This window comes from Bordetella sp., from assembly GCF_051960075.1.
Taxonomy (GTDB): Bacteria; Pseudomonadota; Gammaproteobacteria; order Burkholderiales; family Burkholderiaceae_B; genus Bordetella.
Window position 1 is genome coordinate 39,302 of sequence record NZ_JBQCER010000058.1, and the last position, 14,027, is coordinate 53,328.

The 14,027-nt window shown below is 65.7% G+C and carries 11 protein-coding genes and 1 pseudogene; 10 read left to right on the forward strand and 2 right to left on the reverse strand.

Annotated elements, in window-relative coordinates; all coding sequences use genetic code 11:
* The first annotated feature begins 9 nt into the window (after nt 1-9).
* From ACTHJ1_RS09545 to ACTHJ1_RS09555, 3 genes are read left to right on the forward strand one after another with little or no spacing between them, the layout of a single operon-like run.
* Nucleotides 10-663: an amino acid ABC transporter permease gene (locus ACTHJ1_RS09545; RefSeq protein ID WP_440191187.1), complete on the forward strand. Its 654-nt coding sequence runs from the start codon at nt 10-12 to the stop codon at nt 661-663.
* Between the two features lie 8 nt (nt 664-671).
* The gene (locus ACTHJ1_RS09550; protein ID WP_440191373.1) at nt 672-1,403 is read left to right on the forward strand and encodes an amino acid ABC transporter ATP-binding protein; all 732 of its coding nucleotides are present in this window, start codon (nt 672-674) and stop codon (nt 1,401-1,403) included.
* 9 nt (nt 1,404-1,412) lie between these two features.
* The gene (locus ACTHJ1_RS09555; protein WP_440191190.1) at nt 1,413-2,705 is read left to right on the forward strand and encodes an NAD(P)/FAD-dependent oxidoreductase; all 1,293 of its coding nucleotides are present in this window, start codon (nt 1,413-1,415) and stop codon (nt 2,703-2,705) included.
* Between the two features lie 15 nt (nt 2,706-2,720).
* Here the strand turns inward: ACTHJ1_RS09555 and ACTHJ1_RS09560 are convergent, their stop codons facing one another.
* Nucleotides 2,721-4,112, reverse strand: a complete 1,392-nt coding sequence (locus tag ACTHJ1_RS09560) for a CoA transferase (RefSeq protein ID WP_440191193.1) — start codon at nt 4,110-4,112, stop codon at nt 2,721-2,723.
* Between the two features lie 124 nt (nt 4,113-4,236).
* On the opposite strand from ACTHJ1_RS09560, the gene ACTHJ1_RS09565 reads away from it, so the two are divergent.
* Entirely contained in the window at nt 4,237-5,382 is a 1,146-nt protein-coding gene (locus ACTHJ1_RS09565; protein ID WP_440191196.1) for a citrate synthase, read from the forward strand.
* A 92-nt stretch (nt 5,383-5,474) separates the two neighbouring features.
* Here ACTHJ1_RS09565 and ACTHJ1_RS09570 read toward each other — a convergent pair whose 3' ends face one another.
* A complete protein-coding gene (locus ACTHJ1_RS09570) occupies nt 5,475-8,381 on the reverse strand; it encodes a valine--tRNA ligase (protein WP_440191199.1) in 2,907 nt (968 codons plus the stop codon).
* Nucleotides 8,382-8,523: 142 nt separating this feature from the next.
* Between ACTHJ1_RS09570 and ndk the strand changes: the two genes are divergently transcribed.
* From ndk to ACTHJ1_RS09600, 6 genes and pseudogenes are all read left to right on the forward strand, one after another.
* Nucleotides 8,524-8,949, forward strand: a complete 426-nt coding sequence (gene ndk / locus ACTHJ1_RS09575; RefSeq protein WP_440191202.1) for a nucleoside-diphosphate kinase — start codon at nt 8,524-8,526, stop codon at nt 8,947-8,949.
* 62 nt (nt 8,950-9,011) lie between these two features.
* Nucleotides 9,012-10,172: a 23S rRNA (adenine(2503)-C(2))-methyltransferase RlmN gene (gene rlmN / locus ACTHJ1_RS09580; protein ID WP_440191376.1), complete on the forward strand. Its 1,161-nt coding sequence runs from the start codon at nt 9,012-9,014 to the stop codon at nt 10,170-10,172.
* Nucleotides 10,169-10,654 carry a helix-turn-helix domain-containing protein gene (locus ACTHJ1_RS09585; RefSeq protein ID WP_440191205.1) on the forward strand — a complete coding sequence of 162 codons (486 nt, stop codon included), beginning with the start codon at nt 10,169-10,171 and terminating at the stop codon, nt 10,652-10,654. Before rlmN ends, ACTHJ1_RS09585 begins: the two co-directional genes overlap by 4 nt.
* A gap of 13 nt (nt 10,655-10,667) precedes the next feature.
* Nucleotides 10,668-11,957, forward strand: a pseudogene (gene ispG, locus ACTHJ1_RS09590) (flavodoxin-dependent (E)-4-hydroxy-3-methylbut-2-enyl-diphosphate synthase).
* A gap of 60 nt (nt 11,958-12,017) precedes the next feature.
* Entirely contained in the window at nt 12,018-13,328 is a 1,311-nt protein-coding gene (gene hisS / locus ACTHJ1_RS09595) for a histidine--tRNA ligase (protein WP_440191208.1), read from the forward strand.
* A gap of 47 nt (nt 13,329-13,375) precedes the next feature.
* Nucleotides 13,376-14,026 (forward strand): YfgM family protein, encoded by a 651-nt coding sequence (locus ACTHJ1_RS09600; RefSeq protein WP_440191211.1) that lies wholly within the window; start codon nt 13,376-13,378, stop codon nt 14,024-14,026.
* Nucleotide 14,027 lies beyond the last annotated feature (1 nt).

Here is a 14,027-nt window from a genome sequence, read left to right on the forward strand (position 1 = left end):
CAACTCGACATGATGGAGTTCTTCCACAACGCGGCAGAGTACCTGCCCATACTGCTCCAGGGAGTCAAGCTCACCATCGCGGTGGCGCTGGGCTCTCTGGCGTTTTCGACGGTGCTGGGCCTGGTATGGGCCCTGATGCGGGTCTCGAACTGGCCCTGGCTGGTCAAGATCAGCGCAGGCATCATCAATGTGCTGCGCGGCATTCCCATCATTGTCCTGCTGTTCTACATCTACTTCGTGATGCCGGATATCGGCATCGAGTTGTCGGCCCTGCAGGCGTCCATCATCGGCCTGGGCATCGCGTATTCGGCGTACCAGGCCGAGAACTTCCGCGCAGCCATTCAGGCCATCGATCATGGCCAGATCGAGGCCGCCATGTCCATGGGCATGGGCTGGGGGCTGACCATGCGCCGGGTGATCCTGCCGCAGGCGTTCAAGATCGCGCTACCGCCCTACGGCAACATCATGATCATGATGCTCAAGGATTCCTCCCAGGCCTCGACCATCACGGTGGCCGAGCTTGCCTTGCAAGGCAAGCTGATCGCAGTGTCTACCTTCAACAACGCCACTGTGTTCAATCTCGTGGCCATGCTTTATCTCATCATGTGCATCCCGCTCATCCTCATCGTGCGCCATTTCGAAAAACAGGGGGCGCGCAGATGAGCGAAGCCATGATCCAACTGCGGGGTGTGCACAAGAACTTCGGCAAGCTGGAAGTGCTCAAAGGCATCGACGCCAAGGTCGAGCGCGGCGAAGTGGTCTGCGTGATCGGTCCGTCGGGCTCGGGCAAGTCCACGCTCCTGCGCTGCATCAATGGCCTGGAACGCTACAACCAGGGCGAGATCTTCGTCGACGGCACCAAGGTCGATTGCGACGCGCCATCCATCGTGTCCATCCGCACCCAGGTGGCGATGGTGTTCCAGCGCTTTAACCTCTTTCCGCACCGCACCGCCCTGGAAAACGTCATCGAGGCGCCGATCTACGTCAAGAAGGAGCCGCGTGCCCAGGTCGTCGAGCGCGGCCGCGACCTGCTGGCCAAGGTGGGCCTGGCCGACAAGATCGACGTGCATCCCGGGCAGTTGTCGGGCGGGCAGCAGCAGCGCGTGGCCATCGCCCGCGCCCTGGCCATGCAACCCAAGGCCATTCTGTTCGACGAACCCACCTCGGCGCTCGATCCCGAACTGGTGGGCGACGTGCTGGGCGTGATGCGGCAGTTGGCCGACACAGGCATGACCATGATGGTCGTTACGCACGAAATCGGCTTCGCCCGCGAGGTCGCCGACCGCGTCCTGTTCTGCGACGGCGGCGTTGTCGTCGAGCAAGGCCCGGCCCGAGATGTGCTGAACCACCCGCAGCATGCCCGCACGCAGGACTTCCTGCGCCGCGTGCTGCATCCGATGTAAGGAGCCGGCATGGCGCAGGACGTCTTGTTTCCCCTGTCGAAATCGCTTTGGGCGGCCACGGCCGCGCCCGCGCCGCAGACGCAAGCCTTGACCGCGTCGACCAAGGCCGATGTGCTCGTCGTCGGCGCGGGCTACGCCGGCCTGAGCACCGCGCTGCATCTGGCCGAGCAGGGCGTGAGCGTCGTGGTGCTGGAGGCGCGCGAGATCGGCTTCGGCGGATCGGGCCGCAACGGCGGGCAGGTCATTCCCGGTTTGAAATACGACCCGGACGAACTGATGGCCATGTATGGCCCCGAGCGCGGCCCTCGGCTGCTGCAGTTCGTCGGCGGCACGGCCGACGCGGTTTTCGACCTCATCGACAAGCACGGCATGGACGTGCCGCGCCGACGCGCGGGCTGGATCCAGGGCGCGCACACGGCCGACGCGGTGAAGCTGACCGAGGGGCGTGCGCGGCAATGGGAGCGTCTGGGCGTCAAGGTTCAGGTGCTCGACCGCGCCAGCGCGCAAGCGCTGATCGGCACGGACCGCTACCAGGGCGGCTGGGTCGACACGCGCGCCGGCGGCATCCAGCCCCTGTCCTATGTGCGAGGCCTGGCCAGGGCGGCGCTGGCCGCGGGCGCGCGCGTTCATACCGACAGTCCTGTGGCCGCCTTGAGCCGCGAGGGGGCGCAATGGGTGGCCCGCACCGCCAGCGGCGCGCAGGTCGCCGCCGACCGCGTGGTGATGTGCACCAATGCCTATGTGGGCAAGCTTTTGCCGGGACTGCAGGAATCCATCATCGATGCCTGTACCTACCAGGTGGCCACGCGGCCGCTGCCTCCCGCGATTCGCGACACCATCCTTGCGCAGGGGCATGTGGTGTCCGATACGCGCAATCTGCTGCTGTACTTCCGGCTCGACCACGAAGGGCGCCTGCTGATGGGCGGCCGCGGGCCCTTCCGTGAACCCAGGGGGCCGGCCGATTGGGCGCACCTGGAGCGCGTGCTGGTCAAGATGTTTCCTCAGGCTGCAGGCCAGCCCATCGAACACCGTTGGTGCGGCCGGGTGGCGATCACGCGCGACTATCTGCCGCATCTGCACGAGCCGGCGCCCGGCTTGCTAGCCGATATCGGCTGCCAGGGGCGCGGTGTCGGCTTGCAGACCGCCATGGGCCGCGCGTTCGCGCAGTATCTGGTCGGCGGCGACGCCAGATCGCTGCCCGTGCCGATCACGCCGATCCAGGGGCTGCCGCTATATGCTTTGCGGCGCTTGTATGTCGGCGCGATGATCAACTACTACCGCATGGTCGACGGCGGCTTGTAGTCGATCGTCGATCGCTCAACGCGCTTCGGTTTCCCATTGCGCGAGCGCCGAACCCAGCGCGCTGGCGGGATGCTGCCAGCTTGCCGGGCAACCCGGCAGGGCAATGGGCCAGTTGATGCGTCGGGCCTCGCCCCATATCGTGCGTTCGATCGTGGCGGCCAGATCGTCGGCGGATTCGGGCGGGAGAGCGGGTTCCTGGAGGTTGTCCGTGCCCTGATCGAGCAGAAGTTTGGCGGTTTGGGCCAATGATGTGCGAGCCTGCAGCGCGCCCGCGCCAGTCAGGCGCAGCGTGACCCCGCGCACCGCGGCGGCGGCCAGCAAATAGCCCGCGGCGTAATCCAGCGCCTGCACCGGCAGCGGAAAAGGCTTGTCGGTCTGTTGCCAGAGCATGCCCGCGTGCGCGATGCCGCTGCTCATTTGCACCAGGCTGTCGAAACCGCGGCGCGCGGCCCAAGGGCCGCTCCAGCCGTAGGCGTCCAGACTCACGTCGATAAGGCCGGGATTGCGGGATCGCCGCCAGTCGGCGCCGTATCCCAGCCGCTCGAGCGCGTCCGACCGATAGCCGTGCAGGATGATGTCCGCGTCGGCCAGCAGTTGCTCGAACACGGCGCGATCCTGCGGCCTGTGCAAGTTCAGGCGCGCGCAGCGTTTGCCCAGCGTCATCTCGGGTACGAGACCTGGCTCGTCCCAGCCCGGCGGATCGATGCGCAGCACCTGCGCGCCGTAGGCCGCCAGAAAGCGCGTGGCGGTGGGGCCGGCCAGCACGCGCGTGAGGTCGAGCACTTTCAATCCGTGCAGCGGCCTGGTCGGATCGAAGGCTGCGGCGTGTTGCGCACGGCCGGATGCCGAATGCGTTTGCATATGGATCAGCGGTTCGGCGGCTACGGCCTGGCCCTGCGGATGGCTGGCCCATTCGCGGGCGCTGCGCATTTGCGCCGCGCAGCCGCCGGCCTGGACGATGGCGGTCTCCAGTTCCAGCGCATCCCAGGCCGAGACCGCCGCGGCCACGCCGGCGCGGTCGGCATGGCTGCCCAGCACCTGCTCGGCGGCGGCGCGGTGATGCGGCGCGTTGGTGTGCAGGCGTATCCAGCCGTCGCGGGTCGCATAGTTGCCGGCGATGGGATCCCATAGCGGCGGTACGCGCCAGCCCTGCGGCCGCAGCGAGCTCGAAAACCAGAGCGAAGCCAGGCGTCGGTCTACGGCGAGGCGGGAAGCGTCATGGCCGGCCGCCTGCCTGAGCTCATCCACGGCCAGACCTGCCGCCGCCATGGACGAGGCCGCCAGGTCGGTAACCGGAAAGGCCGAGGGCAGGGCGCCTTGTGCGGTGATTTCGACCCGTTGTGTCTGGTCTGCCCTGCCGCCCAGCGAAGTCCATATCGTATGGAGCAGCGTCGAAGTGACGTCCATGTCCGTTCTCCTGCATTGATGAAGGATTGAATCCGGAGCTACGATACTTCCGTTGAAATTGACGTCAATCTTGATGTCAATCATCAATATTGACCAAGAACCATCAACGCGCCAGGAGAACGCGATGTCGTGGATACCGGCCCGAGCAGCGCTCGCCCTGCTCGGCGTTCAGCCCCAGACGCTGTACGCCAATGTCAGCCGCGGCCGCATACGCGCCAAACCGGATCCGAGCGATCCTCGCCGCAGTCTCTATCATCGCGCCGATATCGATCGCATGGCTGTTCGGCGAACGGGACGCAGGAGCGCGGCTGCGGTTGCCCAGCAGGCCATGGAGTGGGGCGATCCGGTGCTGGCCTCCGGTATTTCCACCGTGGAGCACGGTCGGCTGTGGTATCGCGGGTGCGATGCGGTCGAGCTTTCCGACACGTGGACGCTGGAACAGACAGCCGGCCTGCTGTGGGGCGCGGAGGACATCGTTTTCGGACCAGGCCGCAGGCGGGCGCAAGCGCGCAACGCCTCGCTCCTATCGAATGCTTTATCCGTCCTCGCCACGCGGGTCGACGTCGATCCGCCGTCGCGCGGCCGCGCACGCCAGGTGCTGGTTCCGGAGGCAATGCGCTTGCTCGAAGACGTCATGGCGGCAATGCTGGGCCCCGCGCCAGAGCCCGGCGCTCCTGCGCATCGGCGCATGGCCCTCTGCTGGAAGAGACCCAGGGCTCAGGATTTTCTGCGCCGTGCCCTGGTGCTTTTGGCCGACCATGAACTCAATGCCTCGACCTTTGCCACGCGCGTGGCCGTTTCGACGGGAACCTCGTTGGCTGCCGGTCTGATGGCCGGTCTGGCAACTCTGGCCGGGCCTCTGCATGGCGGGTCGACGCTGAGCGTCAAAGAGCTACACGCTGCGGCGCAGCGCGACGGGGCGGCCGCCAGCGTGCGGGAATACAGCGCACGCGGCTACGCGCTGCCCGCGTTCGGGCATCCCTTGTATCCCAACGGCGACTCCAGGGCTGCGGCGCTGTTGACGCGCTTCAAGATCGGCAAAGTCTATGCGGCGGTGTGCCAGGAAGGTGTCGCGCTAACGGGCGAACGGCCCAATATCGATTTCGCCTTGGCATCGATCTGCGAGGCGTTCAAGCTGCCGCCCGAGGCGCCGTTCGTAATCTTTGCTCTGGCCCGATCCGTCGGTTGGATGGCCCACGCGTTCGAGCAGATCGAAACGGGGCATCTCATACGGCCCCGGGCGCGATACACGGGCGTTGCCCTGCCCTGAGGGTTTCAGGCGCCGGGCAGCGCGCCTGAACCGATCGGCGGGGTGGGCCGGGCTGGCTATGCCCACCCCGGCCTGTTCGAGAACTCAGGCGATCAAGCCAGTTTCGTGCGCTGAGCGCGCACCTTTTCCAGCGTCTCGACGAAAGCCGCCATACGCTGCTTTTCCTGCTCGACCACCGCGGCCGGCGCGCGCTCGACGAAGCTGGCATTGCCCAGCTTGCCTTGCGCCTTGGCGATCTCGCCTTCGAGACGGGCGATTTCCTTGTCCAGGCGCGCGCGCTCGGCCGCCACGTCGATCTCGACGTGCAGCATCAGCCGAACCTTGCCCACGACTTGCACCGGCGCGCCGGCATCGGGCAGGGCCGACACGATGTCCACCTGGCTCAGCTTGGCCAGCGCAGCCAGATAGGGCGCGTTGCGGCCCAGCAGCTGCGCATCGCCCTCTGCGAACAAGGGCACTTTCTGTGCAGGCGACAGACCCATTTCCCCGCGCAGCGCGCGCACGGCTTCAATCTGCGCCTTCAGTTCGGCCACCGCGCCTTCGGCTGCGGCATCGATGGCCGAGGGATGGGCAACGGGGTAGGGCTGTACGCTCACGCTGTCCGATTCGCTTGCCTGGCGCTTGCCCGCCACCACCGACACCTTCTGCCACAGTTCTTCGGTGATGAAGGGAATGATGGGGTGCGCCAGGCGCAGCACCACCTCCAGCACGCGGATCAGCGTGCGGCGCGTGCCCAGCTGCTGCGCCGGTTCGCCCGACTGGATCTGCACCTTGGCCAGTTCCAGATACCAATCGCAGTACTCGTCCCACACGAAGCGGTAGAGCGCGTTGGCCACGTTGTCGAAGCGATAGTCGGCGAAACCCTTGGCGACGTCGGTCTCCAGGCGCTGCAGCAGGCTCACGATCCACCGGTCGGCCAAGGACAGTTCTGCCGCGTGATTCGCGTCGTGCAAATCATGGCCTTCGGTATTCATCAGCACGAAGCGCGTGGCGTTCCACAGCTTGTTGCAGAAATTGCGGTAGCCTTCGCAGCGCTTGAGGTCGAAGTTGATGTTGCGGCCCAGCGTGGCGTAGGCCGCCATGGTGAAGCGCAGCGCGTCGGTGCCGAAAGCCGGGATGCCGTCGGGGTACTGGCGGCGCGTGGTCTTCTCGATCGCACCGGCCTGCTTGGGATTCATCAGGCCGAAGGTGCGTTTTTGCACCAGCGTATCCAGGTCGATGCCGTCGATCAGATCCACCGGGTCCAGCGTGTTGCCCTTGGATTTGCTCATCTTCTGGCCGTCCGCGTCGCGGATCAGGCCGTGCACATAGACGTGCTTGAAAGGGATCTTGCCGGTCATGTGCATGGTCATCATCACCATGCGCGCGACCCAGAAGAAAATAATGTCGAAGCCCGTGACCAGCACGCTGGAGGGCAGGTATTTCTGATAATCGGGCGTGTTCTCGGGCCAGCCCAGGGTGGTGAAAGGCACCATGGCCGACGAGAACCAGGTGTCGAGCACGTCTTCGTCGCGCCTGAGCGGGCCGGTCACGCCGGCGGCGCGCGCCTGCGCGATGGCGTCGGCCTCGGTCATCGCCACGAAAATCCGGCCGTCCTCCGAATACCAGGCCGGGATCTGATGCCCCCACCACAGCTGGCGCGAGATGCACCAGTCCTGGATGTTTTCCAGCCATTGGTTGTAGATCGTGGTCCAGTTCTCGGGATAGAAGGTGATGCGGCCGTCGGCCACGGCGTCCAGCGCCACCTGAGTGATGCTTTTGCCGGGATTGAGGGTGCCTTCGGGGGCAGGCTTGCTCATGGCGACGAACCACTGGTCGGTCAGCATGGGCTCGATCACCACGCCGGTGCGGTCGCCCTTGGGCTGCATCATCTTGTGCGGCACCGTCTTGACCAGAAAGCCTTCTGCTTCGAGCGCGGCCACCACGGCCTTGCGCGCCTGATCTCGGTCCAGGCCCTGGAAGCGCTTGGGGCCGTTCTCGTTGATGTGCGCATCGAGCGTGAAGATGGTGATGAGCGGCAGGCCGTGGCGCTGCGAGCAGGCGTAATCGTTGAAGTCGTGCGCGCCGGTGATCTTCAGGCAGCCGGTGCCGAATTCCATGTCGACGAAATCGTCGGCGATGATGGGAATGTTGCGGTCGCACAGCGGCAGCTCCACCAGCTTGCCCACCAGGTGCTTGTAGCGCTCGTCGTCGGGGTGCACGCACAGCGCGCCGTCGGCCAGCATGGTCTCGGGGCGCGTGGTGGCGATGGTCATGCCGCGCAGGGTGACGGTGTTACCTTCTTTATCGACGATGGTCTGCGGCCCGTCGACGAAGGGGTATTCGATGTGCCAGAGGAAGCCGTCGACTTCCTCGGAAACGACCTCGAGGTCGCTCACGGCGGTCAGCAGCTTGGGATCCCAGTTGACCAGGCGCTTGCCGCGGTAGATGAGGCCCTGCTGGTAAAGTTTGACGAAGGTCTCGACCACGCCGCGCGACATGCGCTCGTCCATGGTGAAGTATTCGCGCGGCCAGTCCGCCGAGGCGCCCAGGCGCCGCACCTGGCCGGTGATGGTGTTGCCCGATTGCTCCTTCCACTCCCAGACTTTTTCCACGAACTTTTCACGGCCCAGGTCGTGGCGGGAGATCTTTTGCGCGTCGAGCTGGCGCTCGACCACGATCTGCGTGGCGATGCCGGCGTGGTCGGTGCCCGGCACGAATACCGTGTCGTCGCCCGACATGCGGTGGTAGCGCACCAGGCCGTCCATGATGGTCTGGTTGAACGCATGGCCCATGTGCAGCGTGCCGGTGACGTTGGGCGGGGGAAACTGGATGCAGTAGGACGCGGCACCCGAGTCCGGCCGGTCGCCGGCCGCCACGTGCCGGCCGGCCTGGAAATAGCCGCGCTGTTCCCACAGGTCGTACCAACGGGATTCGATCTCTGCGGGCTCGAAACTCTTGGCGAGCTCGGGGCTTTCGGGGGCGGCGGCAGTCAGGTTGGGCTCGGCGGCTTGGGTCATTGCGATAGGTTTCCGGCAAAACGGGGCCCGAATACACGGTCGGGCAAACCGATAATTTTAAGATGTATTGGATTCTTCTCGGCATGTTAAGATGTCGGGTTACCGTAACCGCATAGAAGTGCCTGTTTTTATTGGAGTTTCCATGGCTATTGAACGTACCCTCTCGATCATCAAGCCCGACGCCGTCGCCAAGAACGTCATCGGCCAGATCGTCGCCCGCTTCGAAGGCGCCAATCTCAAGGTTATCGCCGCGCAAATGCGCCAGCTCTCTCGCGCCGACGCCGAGCGTTTCTACGCCGTGCACAGCGCCCGTCCTTTCTTCAAGGACCTGGTCGACTTCATGGTCTCGGGCCCGGTCTTCGTGCAAGTGCTCGAAGGCGAGAATGCCATCCTGAAAAATCGCGACCTGATGGGCGCCACCGACCCCAAGAAGGCTGAAAAGGGCACCATCCGCGCCGACTTCGCCGACAGCATCGACGCCAACGCCGTGCACGGCTCCGACGCACCCGAGACCGCCGCCGTCGAAATCGCTTTCTTCTTCCCCGAAATCAACGTCTACAGCCGCTGATTTTCCAGGGCATGGCCGCGCGTTCCATCGCCGCGGCCATGTGCCATGGAGACAACCGCGCCATGGAAAACGAACGCATCAATCTGCTGGGCCTGGATGCCGCCGCTTTGTCCGACCTGGTCGGACAATGGGGCGGCAAGCCCTTTCGCGCCCGGCAGTTGCAGCGCTGGGTGCATCAGCGCGGCGTCGATGCGTTCGACGATATGACCGATCTGGCGCGCGATTTCCGCGCCCAATTGTCCGAACGTGCCAGCGTCCAGGCGTTGCCGGTCAGCACCGAGCAGATCTCGTCCGACGGCACGCGCAAGTGGCTGTTCGACGTGGGGCAGGGCAATGCCATCGAAACGGTGTTCATCCCCGAGGACGATCGCGGTACGCTGTGCGTGTCGAGCCAGGCGGGGTGCGCGGTCAATTGCCGCTTCTGCTCCACCGGGCATCAGGGCTTCAACCGCAACCTGAGCACGGCCGAGATCGTCGGGCAGCTCTGGTGGGCGCGCCGCGTGCTCGAAGCGGACGCGGGCTCGGCCCGCCTGCCCGGCGCGACCGCGAAAGCCGCCGAAGACACCCGCGTCATCAGCAACGTGGTCATGATGGGCATGGGCGAACCCCTGCTCAACTATGACCAGTTGGTGCCGGCGCTGCGCCTCATGCTCGACGACAACGCTTACGGCTTGTCGCGTCGTCGTGTCACGGTGTCCACGTCGGGCGTGGTGCCCATGATGGACCGGCTGTCTCAAGATTGCCCCGTGGCGTTGGCCGTGTCGTTGCACGCGCCCAACGACGCCTTGCGCGACGAGCTCGTGCCGCTCAACAAAAAATATCCGCTGGACGAACTGCTCGCGGCCTGCAACCGCTACCTCGAGTTCGCGCCGCGCGATTTCATCACCTTCGAATACTGCAGGCTCGACGGCATCAACGATACCGACCAGCATGCCAGGGAGCTCATCCAGATTGCGCGGCGGGTGCGTTGCAAGCTCAATCTGATCCCGTTCAACCCCTTTCCGGAGTCCGGCCTGAAGCGATCGCCGCACGCGCGCGTGCGGGTGTTCGCCCAAAGGCTGATGGATGCCGGCATCATCACTACGGTGCGCAAAACGCGCGGCGACGACATTGCCGCCGCATGCGGCCAGTTGGCCGGCGAGGTGCAGGACAGGACTCGCGTGGCCGAACGCCGCATGGGCGTCAAAACCCGCACCATACCCATTGCAAAGGTGAGTGCATGAACCAGCAGGATTCCACGACCGCTGTCGAACCGTCGTCCCAGGCCCTGAACGTGGGCCGTTTCTTGCGCGATGCGCGCGTCGGTCGCGGCATCTCGCTCGAAGACGCGTCTTCCCGCCTCAAGTATTCGGCGCGCCAGCTTCAGGCGCTCGAAGAAGAGCGCTGGGAACAACTGCCCACCGGCGTGTCCTTGCGCGGCATGATCCGCAACTACGCCAGGCTGGTCGGCGTCGACATGGAACCCATCATTGCAGCCATGTCCGGCCACGCCGCGGTCGCGGATCGCCCTGCCGGCCGCGATCTGGGCGCCAGCGCCGCCGTGGGCGGTGAAAATTCGCCCAACGTGCCGTCGTCCGTGCCCTGGGGCTGGCTGCTGACTATTCTGGTGGTCGTCATCGCCGTGGCGGCCTACGCCTTCTGGCGCGGCTGGCTGCCCAGAGAGCTGCTCACGTTGAGCGGCATCAAGCACTATTTCCATCGCTAGGCCGGTATTCATCATGCAAGACGCCTCTTCCCCGCCCTGTCAGGACGCGCCCCCTACCGTCGGGCCGGCCGCGCGGCGCGTCACGCGCGCCGTCGATGTCCGCTGGGGCGATCGCGTGGTCACGGTGGGCGGCGGCGCGCCGGTCGTAGTGCAGTCCATGACCAATACCGATACGGCCGACGCTATTGCCACGGCGGTGCAAGTTAAGGAACTGGCCCTGGCCGGATCCGAGGTAGTGCGCATCACGGTCAACACGCCCGAAGCCGCGCGCGAAGTGCCTGCCATTCGCGAGCAGCTCGACCGCATGGGCATGTCGGTGCCGCTGGTGGGCGACTTCCACTACAACGGCCACAAATTGCTCACGCAGTTTCCCGAGTGTGCGCAGGCTCTGTCCAAATACCGCATCAACCCCGGCAATATGGGCGGGGGCAAGCGCCGCGACGACAACTTTGCGCAGATGATCGAAGTCGCCTGCCGCTACGACAAGCCGGTGCGCATCGGCGTGAACTGGGGCAGCCTTGATCACGAGCTGATGGCCCGCATGATGGACGACAACGGCCGCCGCGCCCAGCCTTGGGAAGCCCAGGCCGTGATGCGCGAGGCGCTGGTGGTGTCGGCGATCAGCAATGCGCGCCGCGCCGAAGAACTCGGCCTGCGCGGCGACGCCATCATCCTGTCGTGCAAGGTCAGTCACGTGCAGGATCTCATCGCCGTTTACCGCGACCTGTCCTCGCGCTGCGACTAACCCCTGCATCTGGGCCAGACCGAGGCCGGTAAGGGCAGCAAAGGCATTGTGGCTTCCACGGCTGCGCTGAGCGTGCTGCTGCAAGAGGGCATCGGCGACACGATCCGCATCTCGCTTACGCCCGAACCGGGTGGCGATCGCAGCCGGGAGGTCGTTGTCGCGCAGGAAATTTTGCAGACCATGGGTTTGCGAGCCTTCACGCCCATGGTGGTGGCCTGCCCGGGATGCGGGCGCACCAGCAGTACCGTCTTCCAGGAGCTGGCCGACAGCATCCAGGGCTATTTGCGCCGCCAGATGCCCGAATGGCGCCTGCAGTATCCCGGCGTCGAAAACATGCAAGTGGCCGTCATGGGCTGCGTGGTCAACGGCCCGGGCGAGAGCCGTCACGCCGACATCGGCATCAGTCTGCCGGGCACGGGCGAGGTGCCGGCCGCGCCGGTGTTCGTCGACGGCGAACGCACGGTCACGCTCAAGGGCGATCGCATCGCCGAAGAATTCCAGACCATCGTCGAAGATTACGTGGCGCGCCGCTACGGCAGTGCCGGGGCCCGCCATTAAAAGAAACCAGGATCAGGCCCGAGCCAGGCGCCACGGCGCGCAGCTTGGGCCGCATGAGAAATGACGCAAGCTTTTCAGAAAGTCTCCGCCATCCGCGGCATGAACGATCTTCTGCCCGGCGACAGCGCGCGCTGGGAGCAGTTCGAGGACATCGTGCGCGACTGGCTGCGCGGCTACGGCTACCGCAACGTGCGCACCCCGGTGCTCGAACATACGCGCCTGTTCACGCGCGGCATCGGCGAAGTCACCGATATCGTCGAAAAAGAGATGTACACCTTCACCGATTCGCTCAATGGCGAGTCGCTTACGCTGCGCCCCGAGATGACGGCCGGCATTGTGCGCGCCAGTATCGAGCACAATCTGCTCTACGATCGCCCGCACCGTGTCTACTCCATCGGGCCTGTGTTCCGTCACGAGCGTCCGCAGCGCGGCCGCTACCGCCAGTTTCACCAGATTGACGTCGAGGCCTTGGGTCTGGCCGGTCCTGACGTCGACGCCGAGCTCATCGTGATGCTGGCGCGCCTGTGGAAGCGCCTGGGCCTGGCCGACGTACGCCTGGAGCTGAACTCGCTGGGTCAGCCGGCCGAGCGTGCCGCACACCGCGCTGCACTGATCGCCCACCTGGAAAAGCACCAGGACATCCTCGACGAGGACGGCAAGCGCCGCCTCTACACCAACCCGCTGCGCGTGCTGGATACCAAGAACCCGGCCATGCAAGAGATGGCCGACAGCGCGCCGCGTCTGTTCGACTTCCTGGGCGACGAGTCGCGCGCGCATTTCGACGGCGTCTGCCGGCGCCTGTCCGATGCCGGAATCGAGTACCGTCTGAATCCGCGCCTGGTGCGCGGCCTGGACTACTACAACCTCACGGTGTTCGAGTGGGTGACCGATCGCCTGGGGTCGCAGGGCACGGTCTGCGGCGGCGGTCGTTATGACGGCCTGATCGAGTTGCTGGGCGGCAAGGCCGCGCCCGCCGTGGGGTTCGCCATCGGCATGGAGCGCCTGCTCGACCTGTGGGAGCAGACCCTGGCCGCCCATGGCATGCAGCCGTCGCCCGTGCCCGAGTGCGACGTCTATGTCGTGCACCAGGGCGACGAGGCCCAGCGCCTGGCGGCCCAGGTTGCCGAGACCCTGCGCGATGCCGGCTTTGCGGTCGTCGTGCACGCGGGCTCGAGCGGCTTCAAGTCGCAGTTCAAGCGTGCCGACGCCAGCGGCGCGCGGGTTGCGGTTATCCTTGGCGGCGACGAAGTCGCCAGCCGGACGGCCGGCGTCAAGTTTCTGCGCGGCGCCGCCGAGCAGGAGGGCGGCCAGCAGCAAACGCCGCTGGACCGCCTGGCCGAGGTGGTCGGCGCGGTATTGAACACGAAATAACCACGCAAGAGCAAAGACGCTAAGTCAGGAACGGATACACAGCAGCGATGGCATACGATCTCGAAGAACAGGAAAAACTCGAAGCGCTCAAGGCCTGGTGGGAGCGCTATGGCACCCTGGTTACGACGGCAGTGGTGGTTGCCGCGCTGGCGGTGGCGGGCTGGTCGGGCTGGCGCGCCTACCAGGGCTACCACGCCAATCAGGCCATGGGCTATTTCGAAGCGCTGGAAGACGCCGCGCGCGGCGTCAACGGTCCGGGTGGCGCGGATGCCGCCGCGCGCATCAAGGCGGCGTGCGACACACTGCGCAATGAATACGCCGGCACAGCCTATGCATCCCGCGGCGTGCTGATCGCCGCGCAGGCCCTGGAAGAAAAGAAGGATTACGCCGGCGCGCAGCGCGAACTCGAATGGCTGGTCTCCCGCAAGGATCAATCGACGTTGCAGCCGGTGGCCCGCCTGCGTCTGGCCGGCCTGCTGCTCGATCAGAAGCAGTACGACCAGGCGCTGGCCCAATTGAATAATCCGCCGGCGGCTTTCGCGGCCCTGTTCGCCGATCGCCGCGGCGACATTCTGGCGGCCCAGGGCAAGCGTGGCGATGCGCGCGCAGCCTGGCAAAGCGCCTTGGCGGCTATGCCGGCCAACGATGCCTTGAAGCAGATCGTCCAACTGAAACTCGATGCCTTGAGCGGAGCCTGAT

Bases quoted from the DNA above. Each gene is read 5' to 3' on its own strand.
- hisS (WP_440191208.1), top strand. From the start codon at position 12,018: ATGACGCAAGCTTTTCAGAAAGTCTCCGCCATCCGCGGCATGAACGAT.
- ACTHJ1_RS09600 (WP_440191211.1), top strand. From the start codon at position 13,376: ATGGCATACGATCTCGAAGAACAGGAAAAACTCGAAGCGCTCAAGGCC.
- ndk (WP_440191202.1), top strand. From the start codon at position 8,524: ATGGCTATTGAACGTACCCTCTCGATCATCAAGCCCGACGCCGTCGCC.
- rlmN (WP_440191376.1), top strand. From the start codon at position 9,012: ATGGAAAACGAACGCATCAATCTGCTGGGCCTGGATGCCGCCGCTTTG.
- ACTHJ1_RS09545 (WP_440191187.1), top strand. From the start codon at position 10: ATGATGGAGTTCTTCCACAACGCGGCAGAGTACCTGCCCATACTGCTC.
- ACTHJ1_RS09570 (WP_440191199.1), bottom strand. From the start codon at position 8,381: ATGACCCAAGCCGCCGAGCCCAACCTGACTGCCGCCGCCCCCGAAAGC.
- ACTHJ1_RS09565 (WP_440191196.1), top strand. From the start codon at position 4,237: ATGTCGTGGATACCGGCCCGAGCAGCGCTCGCCCTGCTCGGCGTTCAG.
- ACTHJ1_RS09585 (WP_440191205.1), top strand. From the start codon at position 10,169: ATGAACCAGCAGGATTCCACGACCGCTGTCGAACCGTCGTCCCAGGCC.
- ACTHJ1_RS09555 (WP_440191190.1), top strand. From the start codon at position 1,413: ATGGCGCAGGACGTCTTGTTTCCCCTGTCGAAATCGCTTTGGGCGGCC.
- ACTHJ1_RS09550 (WP_440191373.1), top strand. From the start codon at position 672: ATGATCCAACTGCGGGGTGTGCACAAGAACTTCGGCAAGCTGGAAGTG.
- ACTHJ1_RS09560 (WP_440191193.1), bottom strand. From the start codon at position 4,112: ATGGACGTCACTTCGACGCTGCTCCATACGATATGGACTTCGCTGGGC.